The sequence below is a fragment of the Brevundimonas sp. EYE_349 genome, from assembly GCF_023147505.1.
Taxonomy (GTDB): Bacteria; Pseudomonadota; Alphaproteobacteria; order Caulobacterales; family Caulobacteraceae; genus Brevundimonas.
The window spans coordinates 135,876-152,215 of record NZ_JAHXPB010000004.1 but is presented as its reverse complement, the minus strand read 5'-3'; the positions used below and the strand labels follow the sequence as shown (position 1 = coordinate 152,215).

The following is a 16,340-nucleotide window of genomic DNA, read 5'->3' as shown; positions in this document are numbered from 1 at the left end:
GTCAGGCTGAGGTCCGATCCAAGGCGCGCGCGGCGGCCGCCAGCTCTGCGGCCATGACGGCCTTAAGCCGTTCGGGCGCCAGAATCGACGCCTGTTCGCCCCAGGTGAACAGATGCCAGGCCAGCTCCCGCATCCCCGAGGCGCGAAACCGCACGATCACGCCGCCGTCCGCCTGATCCTCAAAGCTCTGCGTCGGGTGCCAGCGCCAGCTCCTGGCCTCGGCTGCCCCTTCGGGCGCGATGCGGATAACCACATCCTCGATCTCGTCCTGATAGATGCCGAACGACTGGCTGGCGAAGACCGCCAGGTCGAAATCGGCGGGCGGAACAGCCAGCCCGTCCTGCGCGGCGACATGGCTCATCCGATCCAGTCGGAAGGTCTGGATGCGACCGGTCTCGCGGTCGGCGGCGACCAGATAGTTGGCGCGTCCGAACATGACGCCGCAGGGCGCCACGCTGCGCCGACGCGGCTCGGCCCCTGGTCGGGAATAGGTGAAACCCAGCGGCTGCTGGGCAAGAACCGCGCTGCGGATGGCGGTCAGCATCGCCTCGTCCGCCGATGGGCGCGGCCCCGCCTGGACCGCGATGGTTTCCGCCCGCACCAGCGCCTCCAGATCCGGCGCCATCCTGTTCAGGGTGGTGGATCGCATCGCCGCCTTCAGCTTGCGCTCCAGCGCCTCCAGGGCCGCCGCTCGCGCCGGCTCGCCCGCCGCGCGCAAGGCCGACGCCGCCTTGGTCAGCTCCAGCATCTCGGTGGCCGTCGGCGCCTGTTCGAACGCCGACAGCCCTCCGCGAATGCGCCAGCGCTTGGTGGGTGGGTCGGACACCTCCTCGACCTGGGGGAACAGCATCAGGACGGCGTCGCGCATCCGTTCGGCGGTGCGGCGGCCGGTGCGCATATCGCGGGCCATCTCATCCAGCGTCAGCCCCTCGGCGCTGGCGGCCATGCGCCGCGCCAGCTCGATCACCATGGCCGCCTTGTCGTGTCTCACCGCGCCTACCGAATGCTACGTCCGTTTCTGACGCAACAGTGGTGCAAAACACCATCATCGACAAGAGGCCCCCGCTTCCAGGAGATCGTCACATGGCCCGCTTTCAACCGACGTCCGCCGTCAACGCCAGCCGCTACATCATCGTGCCTTGCGAGGCCGACGGGTCGTCGGACCTGGCGGTGATCTGGGATCGGCTGGAGGAGCAGGTGGTCGATGTCATCTCGGCCGCCGCCAGCCGTCGCTACTCCGACGAGGACATGCTGTGGGACGAAGGCCGGGCCGCCGAGCCTGCGACGGAATGGCGGATCGCGGCCTGAGCCGATCAGGCGGTCTTGGGTTTGGTCCAGCGGTCGATCATGCGCTGGGCCGGCTGTTCGACCAGCCGGTGCGCGATGACGGCGACCGCCACGATCAGGCCGAACAGGGCGATGGCGAACAGGTCGTTCAGCCACACCGAACCGAAGTCGATCCGTCGCCCGTTCGGCAGCCAGTCCAGCTTTCGCCCGACGATCAACATGACCGTCAGGATGAACATATGGACCATGTAGATGGCGAAGGACCATCGCCCCAACGTCACCAGCGCAGGCCGGTCCAGCAGGCGTGACAGAGCCCCGTTCTCGCCCGCGAAAACCCAGACCAGCCCGACGAAGACCAGGGTCACCGCCACCGTGACCGGCCCCGTCGCCCAGCCGATGAAGACACAGGCTGCGACGACGGCCGCGACCTCCAGCCCGGTGGCCGCCGCGCCCTTCAGGCGGGGAATTCGGGTCCATACGCCCTGCAGCAGACAGCCCAGGAAGAAGCCATAGACGGCGCGCGGCACGGCGAAGTCGAACGTCGTGTTCATCCAGCGCCGGGCGTAGGCCAGAACCAGCAGGCCGCCTATGATCGCCAGGACCAGGCCGATCCAGCGGAACCGCCTGGGCGCGATCAGGACCAGCCCCGCGAAGATCAGATAGCAGGCCCACTCCGCGCTCAGCGTCCAGGCCGGCCCGTTCCAGGTCAGATAGGGGTGGACGTGCCACGCCTGGATCAGCGCCAGATTGGTGAAGATGGCGTCCACCGAACGATCGCGCGTGAACGGCGCCGCCCCGTCGAAATGAAAGACAAGTCGGGCCAGCTCCAGGCCCACGAAGGCGCCCAGCATCAGAAGATGTAACGGCCAGATGCGGCCGAACCGCCTCACCATGAACCGCCCCGCGTCCCGCCCCGACTTCAGACGCTCGGCATAGGCATGGGCGATGACGAAGCCCGACAGCACGAAGAAATAGTCCACGAACAGATAGGCGTGCTGAATGAACCCCCAGTCTCGCCAGTGGCTGGCCACGGGCATATGGAACATCACCACCAGAATGGCGCAGACCCCGCGCAGGGAGTCCAAGGCTTCAAATCTCTGATGTCCGGCCGTCTTCACGAGCGCGTGATATCGGGTCTGAAAGCGTTGCGATAGAGGGCTTGAACGGCGCGGCTGCTACGTTCTGGGCGCCATGTGGGCGACTGCCGCTTCTCGCCATGCCCCGTCGCGATATTGGATGCGTAGGCCACCGGACCAGCGGACCTTCGCCATCAGGTTGGTCGTCAAACCCTTGCCGAAAACCTCATAGGATGCATCGGCGTTCAAAGGGGCCGGCGGCGTCTCGACTATAAATCCACCTGGCGTCTCGCCATAGACGATATGTCCAACCATCTCGCATCGCACGCCGATGGCGCGCAAGGTCCACAGCGAACGCCCAGGCGCGGCGACATCGCGGACGTCCAGATAATCGACGCAGGCCGCGCGGCCGTCATCGAACCGCACCACGGGTCGGTCCAGTCCGCCGGAAATCGTCAGCTTCATCAGCGCGGAACAGGCTGCGAGGGCGAAAAAGGTCGCCAAAGCAACGATCTTGGGAAGAGAAGCCTTCAAAGCCCCTTCACGATCCCCTCGACCATCTTCTTGGCGTCGGCGAACAGCATCATCGTGTTGTCGCGGAAGAACAGTTCGTTCTCCACGCCCGCATAGCCCGCCGCCATGCCGCGCTTGATGAACAGCACGGTTCCGGCCTTCTCCACGTCCAGGATCGGCATGCCGTAGATGGCGCTGGTCGGGTCGGTCTTGGCCGCCGGGTTGGTCACATCGTTGGCGCCGATGACGAAGGCGACGTCGGCGGTCGCGAACTCGGCGTTGATGTCCTCCAGTTCGAACACCTCGTCATAGGGGACGTTGGCCTCGGCCAGCAGGACGTTCATGTGGCCCGGCATCCGGCCCGCGACCGGGTGGATGGCGTATTTCACCTCGACGCCCTCCTCCTTCAGCTTGTCGGCCATTTCACGAAGCGCGTGCTGGGCCTGGGCCACCGCCATGCCGTAGCCCGGCACGATGATGACCTTGGAGGCGTTCTTCATGATGAAGGCCGCATCCTCGGCCGAGCCCTGTTTGACCGGGCGCGTCTCCTTGGCGCCGCCGGGACCGGCCGCCGCATCGCCTCCGCCGAAGCCGCCCAGAATCACCGAGACGAAGCTGCGGTTCATGCCCTTGCACATGATGTAGCTGAGGATGGCGCCCGACGACCCGACCAGGGCGCCGGTGATGATCAGGGCGATGTTCTCCAGGGTGAAGCCCAAGGCCGCCGCCGCCCAGCCGGAATAGGAGTTCAGCATCGACACCACGACCGGCATGTCAGCGCCGCCGATGGGGATGATCAGCGTCGCGCCCAAAACCAGCGCGATCAGGAAGACGCCCCAGAAAGCCCATGTCGCCGCACCGGCGGTGCCGATCAGGATGCCGATCAGAAAGACCAGCGCCAGCGCCAGACCGACGTTGATCAGGTGCCGGGCCGGCAGGATGATCGGCGCCCCGCTCATGTTTCCGTTCAGCTTGGCGAAGGCGATCACCGATCCTGTGAAGGTGATGGCGCCGATGGCCACGCCAAGGCTCAGTTCGACGATCGACAGCGTCTTGATGCCCGCGCCGTCGTCGGACAGGATTCCAAACGCCTCGGGCGCATAGATGGCGCCGATGGCGACCAGACAGGCGGCCATGCCGACCAGACTGTGAAAGGCGGCGACCAGTTGCGGCATGTCGGTCATGGCGACCCGCTTGGCGATCAGCGCCCCTCCCCCGCCGCCGACGATGACGCCCCCCGCGATCAGGCCCAGCGTCACGGGATCAAGCGCCCCCGTCGTGCCCAGCGTCAGCAGGGTCACGCCGATGGCCAGGGCCATGCCGATCATGCCGAAGGTGTTGCCCTGACGACTGGTCTCGGGGCTGGACAACCCCCGCAGCGACAGGATGAACAGGACGCCCGAAACCAGATAGGCCAATGCGGCCAAAGATGCGTTCATCACGCCCCTCCCCCTAAGACGTGCGCGCCAGCCGCCACAGGGCGGCGGCGATGAACAAGGGGCCGATAAAGAACAGGGCCCATTCGAAGACACCCAGCGGCCGGTCCTGCGTCACCACGCGGACCAGGATGGCCGAAAAGACCAGGGCGATGCCGCAGTCATGCAGCCGCTGACGTTTCAACGGGATCTGCGTCCCGAACCACCCATACAGCCACAGGCCGAAGCCGATGCCGGTGCCGACCCATGAGCCGACGATGGCGATCTGTGCGGCGTCCGTCACGTCGTGACCTTGGGAGCTGGCCGCTCCTTCTTTTTGTACATGGCCAGCATGCGGCGCGTGACCATGAAGCCGCCGAAGATGTTGACGCTGGCCAAGGTGACGGCGACCACGCCCGCCCCCTTGGCGATCCAGGCGCTGGGGCCAGACACGTCACACGACACCGCGGCGGCGGCGATCAGACCGCCGACGATGATGACGCTGGAAATCGCGTTGGTCACAGCCATCAGCGGTGTGTGCAATGCAGGCGTGACCGACCAGACGACGTAATAGCCGACGAAGATGGCCAGCACGAAGATGGCCAGGCGGAAGACGGTGGGATCGACGTGTTCCATGGTCAGGCGCGCCCTTGTTCTAGTCGCTTATCAATGTTGCAAAGGATAAGCAGCCCGCCTCCGACAGCCATATCGAAGACGGCCTGAGGAAGATTGTCGGCGATGGCTTTAATCATCACGGATCGGGCGAAACTGCTTTCCAAATCGACCTGCGCTTGAGCCACGTCCCATACCGCCAGCAAAAGCTGCCAAGGAATGCTTACGCAGAGCAGCACAAAACCAACCCCCGTCAAAACGGGGCGAACACGCGTGATCATCCCCTCACGCCCTCATGGACTATGGCCCCGCCGTGGGTGACGACCGACGCCTTGAGGATTTCATCCTCCAGATCCACGCTCAGCCCACCGTCCTTGATCAGCAGGCCGATGAAGGCGAACAGGTTGCGGGCGTAGAGGGCGCTGGCGTCAGCGGCGATGCGGCCCGGCAGATTGGCCCAGCCGACGATGCTGACGCCGTTCGGGGTGACGACCACCTCGTTCAGTTTCGAGCCTTCGACATTGCCGCCCGCCTCGACCGCCAGATCGACGATGACCGAGCCGGGCTTCATCGAGGCGACGTGGGCGGCGGTCAGCAAAACAGGCGCGGCGCGGCCGGGGATCAGAGCCGTCGTGATGACCACGTCCTGTTTGACGATATGGCTGGCGGTCAGTTCGGCCTGAAGCGCGCGGTATTCCGCCGACATCTCCTTGGCGTAGCCGCCTGCCGTCTGGGCGTTCTTGAACTCCTCGTTCTCGACGGCCAGGAATTTGGCGCCCAGGCTTTCGACCTGTTCCTTGGTGGCGGGGCGCACATCGGTGGCGGTGACCACTGCGCCCAGCCGTCGCGCCGTGGCGATCGCTTGAAGCCCCGCGACGCCGACGCCCATGATGAAGCATTTTGCGGCGGCGACGGTGCCGGCCGCCGTCATCATCATCGGGAAGCCCTTGCCATAGGCGTAGGCCGCCTCGATCACCGCGCGATATCCGGCCAGGTTCGCCTGCGACGACAGCACGTCCATCACCTGGGCGCGGGTGATGCGAGGCACGAACTCCATGGCGAATGCCGTGGCCTCGGCGCCGCGCAGGGCCTCGACCGTATCCTTCTCGCGATAGGCGTCCAGCATGGCCAGGACGATGGCGCCGGGTTTCAGGGCGCTGATTTCCTGCGCCGTCGGCCCGCGCACCTTCAGCACGATGTCGGCGCCGTCCAGCACGGCCCGCGTGTCCGGTTTCACCACCGCGCCGGCGGCGGTGTATTGGGCGTCGGGGATCGACGAGCCCAGCCCCGTCCCAGCCTCGACCGCCACGGTCGCGCCGAGGGCGATCAGCTTCTTGACGGTTTCAGGCGTGACGGCGCAGCGCGTCTCGCCTTCACGACGTTCACGGGTGACGGCGATAGCGACGGCCAAGCGAATCCCCTCGTTCTTGTGGTTGAACGAAGGTTAGGCCGTTCCGGCGCAGGCCGTCAAAGCACGGTTATGCCAAAGCTTGCAGCGCACCCTGCGATTTCCGTCCACGGAAGGCGCGAACGGCGCACGCCGTAAATCAGTGCGCGGCGCCGGGCTTGGACCGCAGGGCCACGAAGCCCACCCCGCCCAGGACGACCGCGCCGGTGAGCGCGACCATGAAGCTGCCGCCCGGATGGAACCACAGCGTCAAGAAGACCAGCAGAACCGCGATGGCCAGGCTGCCCCATTTGGCCAGGGTCAGGAACAGGCGGTAGGTCGAGACCTGCTCGCGCACCTCCATATGGCCGCGCATATAGCTTTGCGCGTCGGCGTCCGCAGGACCTGTAGCGGTGTGGTCGTGGTCGGCCATGGCGTTCTTCCCCTCGTCGTTCCTTGCGCGCGACTATACCCGCGCCGTCGCGCGGCTCAAGCCCGACCGGTCAGCCCAGGGCCTCGAACTGATCGACCAGTCTCTCCAGTCGCTGACAACCCACGCTCCAGAAGGCCGGATCGCGCGGGTCCAGGCCAAAGGGCTTCAGCGCCTCGACATAGGTGCGCGATCCGCCCCCGGCCAGCAACTGACGATACAGCGGCGTGAAGCCGGTCGGATCGTTGCGCCGCGCCTCCATCAAAGCCGCCGCCAGCAGGTCGCCGAAGGCGTAGGCATAGACGTAGAAGGGCGAGTGGACGAAGTGGCTGACATAGGCCCACCAGTGTTCATAACCAGGGTTCAGCTTGACCGCCGGTCCCAGCGAGGCGCCCATCTCCTCCAGCCACAGTTGGTTGATGCGCGGCTGAGACACTTCGCCCTTCAGGCGTTCGTCATGGAAGCGGGTCTCGAAACGGTGGAAGGCGATCTGGCGGACCACGGTGTTCAGCCCGTCCTCGATCCGTCCGGCCAGCAGGCCGCGCTGCTCGGCCTTGGGCGCCGTGGCCAGCAGACGATCGAAGGTCAGCCCCTCGGCGAAGATGGATGCCGTCTCGGCCAGGGTCAGGGGCGTATCGGCCAGAAGCGTGCCCTGATCCGCCGCCAGGGTCTGGTGGACGCCGTGCCCCAGTTCGTGCGCCAGGGTCAGGACATCGCGCCGCTCGCCCATCCAGTTCAGGAAGACGTAAGGGTGGCGGTCGGCGGTGACGGGGTGGGCGTAGGCGCCGGACTGTTTGCCCGCCCGCGCCCGGCCGTCGATCCACGGCTTGTCGAAGAAACCGCCCGCCCGTTCGGCGAAGTCGCCGCCCAGGTCCGAGAAACTGTCCAGCACGATCTCTCGCCCCTGGCTCCAGGTAAAGGTGCGCGGGGTGGTGGTCTCGATGGGGGCGTTGCGGTCCCAGTGGTCCAGCCGGGTCTTGCCCATCGCCTTGGCCTTCAGGGCGTAATAGCGGTGCGACAGGCGCGGATAGGCGGCCGCCACCGCCTCGGCCATCGCGTCCACGGCCTCGCCATCGACCTCATTGCCCAGGTGGCGGCTGTCTGCGGGGCGTTTGAAACCGCGCCAGCGATCCTCCATCGTCTTGTCGGCGGCCACGGTGTTCAGCACCAGAGCCAGGGTCGGGGCGCGGGCGGCCAAGGCCTCGGACAAACCCTCGGCGGCGGCCTTCCGACGCGCCGGCTTGGCGTCCGACAGACGGTTCAGCGCTTCGGCCAGCGTCAGGCTTTCGTTTCCCGCCTTGGCGCGCAGGGCGGCCAGCTGCTCGTCGAACAGGCGCGGCCATTGGGCCGTGATTGGGCCGCGTTCGGCGATGAAGGTCTCCAACTCGGCCGACAGTTCGTGCGGCTTCATCGCCCGCACCCGGCGCAGCCACGGCCGCCAGCGGGCGGCGCCGTCGTGGGCGTCCAAGGCCGCCTCCAGCCGCGCGTCGTCGATCTGATTGATCTCTAGCGTCAGCCAGACGGTGGGGTGGCGATGGCGGTGATCTTCTCGCGCACATCCGCCTCAAACCCTTGGGCCGCCGCATCGTCGCGCGCGGTCGAAGCCGACAGGAAGGCGTAGGCGCCCAGGGCGCCCAGCACGTCCGACGCCTGCTCATAAAGCCCGATCGCCTGGTCCAGCAACACGCCCAGCGCGGCCGCATCCTGCTCTGCGGCCAGCCGCCCCTGAAGGGCGTTCAGGCCGTCGACCAATCCCCTGGCCTTTTCCAGATCGGCAGCGACCCGCGCATCGTCGCGCGAGGCGTAGAGGTCGGTCAGGTCCCACAGGGGGGCGTCGGCGTTCGGCGTCTTGAAGGGAGCGTTCATGCCCCTGTTCTGGGGACGCCCGATGACAGGCGCAACCTCCGATGCCGTTAACCCGCCGCTCACCACGCCGCACAACGCGATTTTCACCTCATCGCCGCTAGAACCGTCCCGAAACGGGCCACCTGCGTTCTGGCGGCCGAGACGAAGGGCTGCCTGTCATGGCCAAGACCATTCTGGTCGTCGACGACGATCCGACCCAGCGCCGGCTGATCCAGGCCGTGCTGGAGCGGGATGGATACGCCGTGGTCCATGCGACGGGCGGCGGCGAGGCCATCGACCGGATGACCCAGGGCGGCGGGGCGGACCTGATACTGCTGGACATGGTGATGCCCGAGATGTCGGGCTTGGAATGTCTGGCCGAACTGCGCAGCGCGGGCGTCGCCGAGCCGGTGATCGTGCTGACCGCCAACGGCGGCATCGACATGGTGGTCAAGGCCATGCAGGCGGGGGCCCAGGACTTCTTCGTCAAGCCGGTGGGGCCGGAACGGCTGCTGATCGGGGTGCGCAACGCCTTGCAGATGAAGCGCCTGACGGCCGAGGTCGGACGCCTGACCAAGCGCGCCCAGGGCCGCACCAGTTTCGACGACATCGTGGGCGACAGCCCCGCCATGCGTATGGTCAAGGCGCTGGGCGCCCGGGCGGCCAAATCCTCCATCCCCGTCTTGATCACCGGCGAAAGCGGCGTGGGCAAGGAAGTGATCGCCCGCGCCCTGCATGGCGCCAGCGACCGCGCAGGCAAGCCCTTCGTGGCGGTCAACTGCGGCGCCCTGCCCTCCAATCTGATCGAATCCATCCTGTTCGGGCACGAGAAGGGCGCCTTCACCGGCGCCGTGGACAAGACGCTAGGCAAGTTCCGGGAGGCGGACGGCGGCACCCTGTTCCTGGACGAGATCGGCGAACTGCCGCTGGACATGCAGGTCAAGCTGCTGCGCGCCCTGCAGGAAGGCGAGATCGACCCGGTCGGCGGCAAGCGCCCGGTCAAGATCGACGTGCGCATCGTCTCGGCGACCAATCGCGACCCGGCCCAGCAGGTCAAGGACGGCGCCTTCCGCGAGGACCTGTTCTATCGCCTGAACGTCTTCCCGATCGAGGCCCCTTCCCTGCGCGAACGGCGCGAGGACATTCCGGCCCTGGTCGAGCATTTCATCGCCCGATTCAATGCAGAGGAAGGCAGGCGGATCGCCGGCTGCGCACCCGAGACCCTGGCCCAGCTGCAAGGGTTCGACTGGCCCGGCAATGTCCGTCAGCTAGAAAACGCGGTGTTCCGCGCCATCGTCCTAGCAGACGCGCCCTTCCTGCAACCGCACGATTTTCCCGCCATATCCGGGGTCGCCGCCCCCCTGCCCGACGCCCGCCCGCTTCAGGCCGCAACCGCCGCCAACGCCCAGACCGAGGCGGCCGCCGCCGGCGAACAGCCCATCCGCATCCTGGACGACCGCGGACATCTGCGGACGCTGGAAGACATCGAGCGCGACCTGATCCAGCACGCCATCGAGGTTTATGCCGGCCACATGAGCGAGATCGCCCGCCGCCTGGGCATCGGCCGCTCGACCCTCTACCGCAAGGTCCGGGAGCAGGGGCTGGAAGGTCAGTTGAAGGAGGCGGGGTGAGACCTACTCGTCCGTTTCCAACCGCTTCAAAAAGGCCGCCACACTTCCCTCTCCGTCATCCTCGGGCTTGACCCGAGGATCGGGCGCCAAGCCGCATAGACTGGGATAGAGGTCGATCCATCCGGGGTTCGTCCGTTCGATCAGTTCCAGCTTCCAAACGCGCTTGGCGCTGGTGACCAACTCCAACGGCTCGTACCAGACAAGAAGACCGCAACCGTAGCGGCTCGCAAAGCCCTCGACCGCGCCATCACGATGCTGACGGCCACGCTCGAAGAGATTGGCCGTCATCCCGACGTAGAGCACACCATGCGGGCGGCTAGACTGAATATAGGTCGCGATGAAAGGTCTGCGCTCACTCATCAATGCAGAGTTGCGGACAGCCCGATCCTCGGGTCAAGCCCGAGGATGATGGATCACGTTACAGGTCCCTCTTCCTGCCCCACCGCCGTTTCGGCTCTTCGCCCTTGGCCTTGGCGGTTATCTCTTTCAGCTTGCGGCCCTGCATGGCGGACAGGGCCTGGCCCGGCGCGCCTTTTTCGGGGTCGGCGAAGGCGCGACCGTGGGTCTTCACCCGCTCGCCGACCGAATCGAGGAACTCGCCCTCCCAGTCGGACAGAGAAACGCCCGCCTTCTCTGCCGAGCGGCGGGCGCGTTTCAGGGCGTTCAGGGCCGCGCGCTGAGCGGCCTTGCGTTGGGCTTCAAAGGGGCTTGGCGGCGGTTTTCGCTTCAAGCCGGGTCAGCCTCAGATCTCGCCCAGCGCCGACATATAGAGGTCCAGGATGGCGTCCTCTTCCTGGCGCTTGGCCTTGTCCTGCTTGCGGATGCGGATGACCTTGCGCAGGATCTTGACGTCGTAGCCCTCGCCCTTGGCCTCGGCGAAGACCTCTTTCATGTCGGTCATGACGGCCTGTTTGTCCTCTTCGAGGCGCTCCAGCCGCTCGATGATGGTGCGCAGGCGCCCTTGCGCCGTCGAGGTGAGAACGTCGGGACCACCGTCGAACGAAGCGTCGTCAGCCATGGGGAATACTCCAGAAATCAGGCGCGGACGCTAACCATGCCGGCCGGCGCGCGACAACCGCGAACACGAAAAAGGCCGCGGATGAAAATCCGCAGCCTGTGGATCGTCAGCAAGACGCTGCGCGCGCACGCCGCCGAAGCGGCGCGCAGGCCCGCCCGCTTAGCCCTGCTTGGCCTTGAAGCGCGGGTCGGTCTTGTTGATGACGAAGACGACGCCCTTGCGACGCACGACCTTGCAGTCGCGGTGGCGGGTCTTCAGGGACTTGAGCGAGCTACGGACCTTCATGGTCGGACGTCCTGAGAGAAACCAATAAGAAAGCCGCTGACCCGGTCGGATCGCGGCGGAGGCGGTCGTATAGAGAGAGGGGTTCAGAAGGTCAACCCGCCAAAGGCCAAAACCACATAGAACCCAGGCCCAGCCTGCACAGCGAAGGCTTTCCCACCGCGTGCTCAACTACCTCGCAGGGCGACAACACGGTCGAAAAAGGATGGAGGCCTGACCTCCGAGTCGAACGGAGGGTTTACGGGGTTGCACGCCCGTTGCGTCGCCACTCCGCCATCAGGCCGTCAGAGGACGGTGCGGTAATACGCCGCAGGCGTTAAGGCGTCGACGAAAAACAGGGTTAATGACGCCAACGAGCAAGCGGCAGGGCAACGCTTTCGCCTCACGGACGCTTTAATCGCCGTGAAACTGGGCATTCGCGCGGATGTCATTTCACGTCGGACCCTGGGGGCTTTAGTTTGAATCTCATGCGCTTTTCCTACCGCCTTCTTCTGATCGGCTGCGTCTCCGCCTGTGCGCCCATGTTGCCTGAGCCTCAGGTCGCCCTGCCGGCGCACCAGCCTCAACCGCAACCGGGCGCGCCTGTCGCGGCGCCCGCGCCCACCCCGCAGACCCCGCCTCTAGCCGCCTACGACCAGCAGGGATTCGAGGGCTGGAAACAGGGTTTCCTGGCGCGCAAAGGCGGCGCCCGCCGCGCCGAGTACGCACGTCAGCTGGAAGGGTTGACGCCCGACCCGACCGTGGTTCGGCTGGATCGGAACCAGCCCGAATTCTCCAAGCCCGCCGGCGCCTATGTACAGAACGCCGTGACCTCTGTGCGGATCGCCCAGGCCAAGCAGCGAATCGACCGCGTGCCGTGGTCGGTGGTCCAGCGCTTCGGCGTGCCCAGCGAAATCCTGGTCGGCGTCTGGGCGCAGGAAAGCGCCTTCGGTCAGGTGCAGGGCGACTATGACGTCATACGCTCGCTGGCGACCCTGGCCTATGACGGTCGTCGGCGCGACTGGGCAGAGGGCCAGTTGAAGGATGCCCTGGACATCGTGGTGGACGGCCGGCGCGAGCGTTCGGGCCTGAAGGGCAGCTGGGCCGGAGCCATGGGGCAGACCCAGTTCATGCCCGACAATTATCTGCGCCTGGGCGTGGACCAGGACGGCGACGGCAAGGTGGACATCTGGGGCGACGACGCCGACGCCCTGGCCTCTGCCGCCAATCTGCTGGCCCAGGCCGGATGGAAGCGCGGCCAGAGCTGGGGTTACGAAGTCGTCCTGCCCGCCAGTTTCGACTACGCCGAGGCGGAAGGGCCCAAGCACGACTGGGCCTACTGGGCGGCCAAGGGCGTGCGGCTGGCGCAAGGCGGAACGCCGAACGGCGCCGAGGCGCTGGAAGAGGCCACCATCCTGCTGCCCCAAGGCGCGAACGGACCGGCCTTCCTGGCCCTGCCGAACCACTATGTGATCCGCCGCTACAACAACTCGGTCAGCTATGCGCTGGCCATCGGCCTGACGGCGGACGGGATAATGGGCAAGCCCGGCCTCACCAAGGCCTGGCCCAACGACCCGTCGATGTCGCGCGACCAGCGGATCGGCGCGCAAAGGGCGCTGACCAAGCTGGGCTATGACACCCAAGGGGTGGACGGGGTGATCGGGTCCAACACCCGCGCGGCCCTGCGCCGCTGGCAGATCGCCACCGGCCGGACCGCCGACGGCTATCTGACGCCGACGCTGGCGGATGAACTGATCCGCCGGGCGGGCTGAGAGCGTAACGCCAGGAATGGTTCGACGCTCCTGCCGCTCACGGCGGGGGTTCTTCGACGCATCGCACGCGCCCGTGGGACTTAAAGAGCCCCTCCACCGCTTCGCGCCCCCTCCCCATTTCATGGGGAGGAGACGATGGTGCGAGTTCTTCTCCTCCGAGGGGAGAAGCGTTTTCGATCAGCCCTTCATCCGCCAGGTCGCACCGTCGGGGCCGTCCATGACGACGACATTTAGGGCGTTCAGGCGGTCGCGAATGCGGTCGGCCTCGGGCCAGTCCTTGGCGGCGCGGGCGGTGGCGCGTTGCTCCAGCAGGGCCTCGACCTCGGCCTTCAGGGCGGGATCGCCGCCTTCGAACCAGGCGTCTGGCGTCAGCGACAGCACGCCAAGCAGGCCGGCCGCTTCGACCAGGCTCCAGCGGGCCATGGCGACGTCGTTGATGTCGGCTTCGGCGTCGTTCAACAGATCCCGCAGGGCGCTTCCTAGCCCGAACAGCTGCGCGATGGCGCCCGGCGTATTGAGGTCGTCCTCAAGCGCGTCCAGCACCGGGTCCAGAGCGTTCTCAGCCAGCTCCATCTCGGCCTCGTCCAGCGTGGCCTCGTCGAAGTCGGCCAGGGCCGCGTCGGCGTCGCGCAGGACGCCGTAAAGCCGATCCAGGTTCTTGCGGCTCTGATCCAGCAGCCCCTGGTTCCAGTCCAGCGGCTGGCGATAGTGGGCGCTCAGCAGCGCCCAGCGGACGACCTCGCCCGGCATGGCCTGAACCAGGTCGTGCAGCAGCAGGACGTTGCCGACGGACTTGGACATCTTCTCGGCGTCCACGGTCAGGAAGCCGTTATGCATCCAGTAGCGGGCGTATTCGTCGTGCGCCTGATCGCCGTGGGCATGGCCGTGGGCGCAGACGCCTTGCGCGATCTCGTTCTCGTGGTGGGGGAAGACCAGGTCTATGCCGCCGCCGTGGATGTCGATCGGCAGACCCAGAGTCTTCTCGATCATGGCCGAGCATTCGATGTGCCAACCGGGACGCCCCTGTCCCCACGGCGATGGCCAGGACGGTTCGTCCGCCTTGGACGGCTTCCACAGCACGAAATCGTGCGGGTTCTTCTTGTAGGGCGCGACCTCGACGCGGGCGCCGGCGATCATGTCGTCCAGATTCCGGCCCGACAGCGCGCCATAGGATTTGTAGGACGAGACGTCGAACAGGACGTGCCCCTCGGCGGCATAGGCGCAGCCCGCGTCGACGATGGCCTGAATCTGATCGACGATGGCCGGGATATATTCGGTGACGTGGGGCGCGATGTCGGGCGGCGACACGTTCAGCAGGCCCATGTCGGCCAGATAGGCGGCCTCGTAGCGGGCCGTGACCTCGCTGATCGGCACGCCTTCGCGAGCGGCCTTCTGATTGATCTTGTCGTCCACGTCGGTGACGTTGCGGGCGTAGATGACCTTGTCCGCGCCATAGGTCCGGCGCAGCAGCCGCACCAGCACGTCGAACACCACGGGGGGGCGCGCATTGCCGATGTGGGCGTAGTCATAGACCGTGGGGCCGCAGACATAGAGGGTCACACGATCCTTGTTCCTGGGCTCGAACAGGCGCTTTTCACGGCGCAGGGTGTCGTGGATGTGCAGCGGCATGGCTCGGTCTTCAGCGGGTTTTCTTGCGGGACGGACGGTCTGTCCCATATAGCGGCCTGATATACAGTCCCGACGGATTGTAGAAGGTAAACCGGGCGACCCACCCGCCCCGGCCGGAAAATCGAGTTTCATGAGCCTCATCCCCGCCAAGCCCGTCCTCGTCAGCGATGCCGCCGTGCAGCGCCCCAGCCGCGAACAAGCGTTGGAAGCGGTGCGGACCCTGATCGCCTGGGCCGGCGACAATCCCGACCGGCCGGGCCTGGTGGATACGCCCAAACGGGTGGTGGACGCTTACGGCGAATGGTTCGACGGCTATGAGGCCGATGCGGCCAGGGAACTGAGCCGCACTTTCGAGGACGTGACCGGATACGACGACATGGTCATCCTGCGCGACATTGAGGTGGAGAGCCACTGCGAGCACCACATGGCTCCCTTCCTGGGCAAGGCCTATGTCGCCTATCTGCCCGGCGAGAAGGTGGTCGGCATCTCCAAGCTGGCCCGCGTGGTCGAGATTTTCGCGCGCAGGCTCCAGAACCAGGAGACGCTGACCAACGACATCATCGACGCCATCGAATCGCATCTGCAGCCACGGGGCGTGGCGGTGATGCTGGACGCCGAACACCAGTGCATGACCACCCGCGGGGTGCATCACCGGCACGTTTCGACCATCACCACCCGCTTCACCGGCGCCTTCAAGGACGATTCTGCCCTGATGGACCGTTTTCTGAAGCTGGCGAAGGCCTGACGCCGGCGGCGGCGGGGGACTGTCGCGTATAATTGACGTTCGGGAACGCCGGATCGTTTAGAACCGCTTTACAAGCGCGCATCGGGACGCCAAGAACCGAGCAAGCTTTCGGGCGATCCATAGGGAAATGCCGGCGCGGATTGCAGCCGGCGAGTAACGGAGACGATGCATGGCTGCCAAGCTCGGTGGTTCCGGCGGGGACAAGCACACGATCGAACAGACGGCGGATATCAACATCACGCCGTTCATCGACATTCTGCTGGTGCTGATGATCATCTTCATGGTCGCCGCGCCGATGGCGACCGTCTCGATCCGACTGGACCTGCCGCCGGCGCAGCCGCCGGTGAACCCGACCCAGGAAAAGGAGCCGGTGTACATCACCATCCAGGAAAACGGTCAGCTGTTCCTGTCGGACAAACAAACCTCGATCGACAACCTGCCCACCGACGTCTGCACCGCCCTGGGTGGCGGCGCCTGCCAGGAAGAGCGCGTGTTCGTCCGCGCCCAGCCGGAAGTGAAGTACAAGCAGTTCATGGAAGTCATGAACAAGATGCAGGAGAACGGCTTCTTCAAGGTCGGCCTGCTGAACGAAGACATCAGCTGATGTTCGCACTCAGGCGAAACGATCAGGGCCGCGTTCCGAAAGGGACGCGGCCTTTTTCTTTGGTCGCATGATCGTCCGATTGGGGCTTGCCGGATCGGCCGCACGCCTCCTTGAT

At 66.1% G+C, this 16,340-nt stretch carries 19 protein-coding genes, 1 tRNA gene and 1 pseudogene; 5 read left to right on the top strand and 16 right to left on the bottom strand.

All coding sequences use genetic code 11. The features are described 5' to 3' along the window. Nucleotide 1: 1 nt before the first annotated feature. Nucleotides 2–991 carry a WYL domain-containing protein gene (locus tag KZX42_RS09065; protein ID WP_248118880.1) on the bottom strand — a complete coding sequence of 330 codons (990 nt, stop codon included), beginning with the start codon at nucleotides 989–991 and terminating at the stop codon, nucleotides 2–4. Between the two features lie 92 nt (nucleotides 992–1,083). Here KZX42_RS09065 and KZX42_RS09060 point away from each other — a divergent pair, with 92 nt between their 5' ends. Further along, nucleotides 1,084–1,308, top strand: coding sequence for a hypothetical protein (locus KZX42_RS09060; RefSeq protein WP_248118879.1), 225 nt, complete (start codon nucleotides 1,084–1,086; stop codon nucleotides 1,306–1,308). Between the two features lie 5 nt (nucleotides 1,309–1,313). Here the strand turns inward: KZX42_RS09060 and KZX42_RS09055 are convergent, their stop codons facing one another. The 9 genes and pseudogenes from KZX42_RS09055 to KZX42_RS09015 form a co-directional block, all read right to left on the bottom strand. Continuing rightward, nucleotides 1,314–2,372, bottom strand: a complete 1,059-nt coding sequence (locus KZX42_RS09055) for an acyltransferase (RefSeq protein WP_248118878.1) — start codon at nucleotides 2,370–2,372, stop codon at nucleotides 1,314–1,316. 90 nt (nucleotides 2,373–2,462) lie between these two features. Next, on the bottom strand, nucleotides 2,463–2,867 hold the full coding sequence (locus KZX42_RS09050) for a hypothetical protein (protein WP_248118877.1): 405 nt from the start codon (nucleotides 2,865–2,867) through the stop codon (nucleotides 2,463–2,465). A gap of 26 nt (nucleotides 2,868–2,893) precedes the next feature. Then, nucleotides 2,894–4,315, bottom strand: a complete 1,422-nt coding sequence (locus KZX42_RS09045) for an NAD(P)(+) transhydrogenase (Re/Si-specific) subunit beta (RefSeq protein WP_248118876.1) — start codon at nucleotides 4,313–4,315, stop codon at nucleotides 2,894–2,896. Between the two features lie 13 nt (nucleotides 4,316–4,328). Further along, on the bottom strand, nucleotides 4,329–4,595 hold the full coding sequence (locus KZX42_RS09040) for a hypothetical protein (protein WP_201099279.1): 267 nt from the start codon (nucleotides 4,593–4,595) through the stop codon (nucleotides 4,329–4,331). Then, nucleotides 4,592–4,927, bottom strand: a complete 336-nt coding sequence (locus KZX42_RS09035) for an NAD(P) transhydrogenase subunit alpha (RefSeq protein WP_248118875.1) — start codon at nucleotides 4,925–4,927, stop codon at nucleotides 4,592–4,594. Before KZX42_RS09035 ends, KZX42_RS09040 begins: the two co-directional genes overlap by 4 nt. A gap of 2 nt (nucleotides 4,928–4,929) precedes the next feature. Further along, on the bottom strand, nucleotides 4,930–5,184 hold the full coding sequence (locus KZX42_RS09030; RefSeq protein ID WP_248118874.1) for a hypothetical protein: 255 nt from the start codon (nucleotides 5,182–5,184) through the stop codon (nucleotides 4,930–4,932). After that, nucleotides 5,181–6,314, bottom strand: coding sequence for a Re/Si-specific NAD(P)(+) transhydrogenase subunit alpha (locus tag KZX42_RS09025; protein ID WP_248118873.1), 1,134 nt, complete (start codon nucleotides 6,312–6,314; stop codon nucleotides 5,181–5,183). The genes KZX42_RS09030 and KZX42_RS09025 overlap by 4 nt, the downstream gene beginning before the upstream one ends. 136 nt (nucleotides 6,315–6,450) lie before the next feature. Then, entirely contained in the window at nucleotides 6,451–6,723 is a 273-nt protein-coding gene (locus tag KZX42_RS09020) for an aa3-type cytochrome c oxidase subunit IV (protein ID WP_248118872.1), read from the bottom strand. Nucleotides 6,724–6,793: 70 nt separating this feature from the next. Further along, nucleotides 6,794–8,586, bottom strand: a pseudogene (locus tag KZX42_RS09015) (M3 family oligoendopeptidase). Between the two features lie 158 nt (nucleotides 8,587–8,744). Here KZX42_RS09015 and KZX42_RS09010 point away from each other — a divergent pair. Beyond that, nucleotides 8,745–10,196, top strand: coding sequence for a sigma-54 dependent transcriptional regulator (locus tag KZX42_RS09010; protein WP_248118871.1), 1,452 nt, complete (start codon nucleotides 8,745–8,747; stop codon nucleotides 10,194–10,196). Nucleotides 10,197–10,199: 3 nt separating this feature from the next. On the opposite strand, the gene KZX42_RS09005 is transcribed toward KZX42_RS09010, so the two are convergent. From KZX42_RS09005 to KZX42_RS08985, 5 genes are all read right to left on the bottom strand, one after another. Then, nucleotides 10,200–10,484 carry a hypothetical protein gene (locus KZX42_RS09005; RefSeq protein ID WP_248118870.1) on the bottom strand — a complete coding sequence of 95 codons (285 nt, stop codon included), beginning with the start codon at nucleotides 10,482–10,484 and terminating at the stop codon, nucleotides 10,200–10,202. Between the two features lie 130 nt (nucleotides 10,485–10,614). Beyond that, the gene (locus tag KZX42_RS09000) at nucleotides 10,615–10,926 is read right to left on the bottom strand and encodes a hypothetical protein (RefSeq protein ID WP_248118869.1); all 312 of its coding nucleotides are present in this window, start codon (nucleotides 10,924–10,926) and stop codon (nucleotides 10,615–10,617) included. Nucleotides 10,927–10,938: 12 nt separating this feature from the next. Then, nucleotides 10,939–11,214 (bottom strand): DUF2312 domain-containing protein, encoded by a 276-nt coding sequence (locus KZX42_RS08995; protein WP_248118868.1) that lies wholly within the window; start codon nucleotides 11,212–11,214, stop codon nucleotides 10,939–10,941. Nucleotides 11,215–11,373: 159 nt separating this feature from the next. Further along, nucleotides 11,374–11,499, bottom strand: coding sequence for a type B 50S ribosomal protein L36 (ykgO, locus tag KZX42_RS08990; RefSeq protein WP_008263184.1), 126 nt, complete (start codon nucleotides 11,497–11,499; stop codon nucleotides 11,374–11,376). 203 nt (nucleotides 11,500–11,702) lie between these two features. After that, a tRNA-Ala gene (locus KZX42_RS08985) sits at nucleotides 11,703–11,779 on the bottom strand. A gap of 184 nt (nucleotides 11,780–11,963) precedes the next feature. Here KZX42_RS08985 and KZX42_RS08980 point away from each other — a divergent pair. Further along, nucleotides 11,964–13,247 (top strand): lytic murein transglycosylase, encoded by a 1,284-nt coding sequence (locus KZX42_RS08980; protein WP_248118867.1) that lies wholly within the window; start codon nucleotides 11,964–11,966, stop codon nucleotides 13,245–13,247. A 177-nt stretch (nucleotides 13,248–13,424) separates the two neighbouring features. Here the strand turns inward: KZX42_RS08980 and cysS are convergent, their stop codons facing one another. Beyond that, nucleotides 13,425–14,876, bottom strand: coding sequence for a cysteine--tRNA ligase (gene cysS / locus KZX42_RS08975; protein ID WP_248118866.1), 1,452 nt, complete (start codon nucleotides 14,874–14,876; stop codon nucleotides 13,425–13,427). A 130-nt stretch (nucleotides 14,877–15,006) separates the two neighbouring features. Here cysS and folE point away from each other — a divergent pair, with 130 nt between their 5' ends. Both folE and KZX42_RS08965 read left to right on the top strand, forming a co-directional pair. Next, a complete protein-coding gene (gene folE, locus KZX42_RS08970; protein WP_248118865.1) occupies nucleotides 15,007–15,621 on the top strand; it encodes a GTP cyclohydrolase I FolE in 615 nt (204 codons plus the stop codon). A 169-nt stretch (nucleotides 15,622–15,790) separates the two neighbouring features. Then, nucleotides 15,791–16,225: a biopolymer transporter ExbD gene (locus KZX42_RS08965; protein WP_248118864.1), complete on the top strand. Its 435-nt coding sequence runs from the start codon at nucleotides 15,791–15,793 to the stop codon at nucleotides 16,223–16,225. Nucleotides 16,226–16,340: the final 115 nt, after the last annotated feature.

Coding starts and splice junctions, on each gene's coding strand:
- KZX42_RS09035 (WP_248118875.1), bottom strand. CDS start 4,927: ATGGAACACGTCGATCCCACCGTCTTCCGCCTGGCCATCTTCGTGCTG.
- folE (WP_248118865.1), top strand. CDS start 15,007: ATGAGCCTCATCCCCGCCAAGCCCGTCCTCGTCAGCGATGCCGCCGTG.
- KZX42_RS09060 (WP_248118879.1), top strand. CDS start 1,084: ATGGCCCGCTTTCAACCGACGTCCGCCGTCAACGCCAGCCGCTACATC.
- cysS (WP_248118866.1), bottom strand. CDS start 14,876: ATGCCGCTGCACATCCACGACACCCTGCGCCGTGAAAAGCGCCTGTTC.
- KZX42_RS09020 (WP_248118872.1), bottom strand. CDS start 6,723: ATGGCCGACCACGACCACACCGCTACAGGTCCTGCGGACGCCGACGCG.
- KZX42_RS09030 (WP_248118874.1), bottom strand. CDS start 5,184: ATGATCACGCGTGTTCGCCCCGTTTTGACGGGGGTTGGTTTTGTGCTG.
- KZX42_RS08995 (WP_248118868.1), bottom strand. CDS start 11,214: ATGGCTGACGACGCTTCGTTCGACGGTGGTCCCGACGTTCTCACCTCG.
- KZX42_RS09045 (WP_248118876.1), bottom strand. CDS start 4,315: ATGAACGCATCTTTGGCCGCATTGGCCTATCTGGTTTCGGGCGTCCTG.
- KZX42_RS08965 (WP_248118864.1), top strand. CDS start 15,791: ATGGCTGCCAAGCTCGGTGGTTCCGGCGGGGACAAGCACACGATCGAA.
- ykgO (WP_008263184.1), bottom strand. CDS start 11,499: ATGAAGGTCCGTAGCTCGCTCAAGTCCCTGAAGACCCGCCACCGCGAC.
- KZX42_RS08980 (WP_248118867.1), top strand. CDS start 11,964: ATGCGCTTTTCCTACCGCCTTCTTCTGATCGGCTGCGTCTCCGCCTGT.
- KZX42_RS09010 (WP_248118871.1), top strand. CDS start 8,745: ATGGCCAAGACCATTCTGGTCGTCGACGACGATCCGACCCAGCGCCGG.
- KZX42_RS09005 (WP_248118870.1), bottom strand. CDS start 10,484: ATGACGGCCAATCTCTTCGAGCGTGGCCGTCAGCATCGTGATGGCGCG.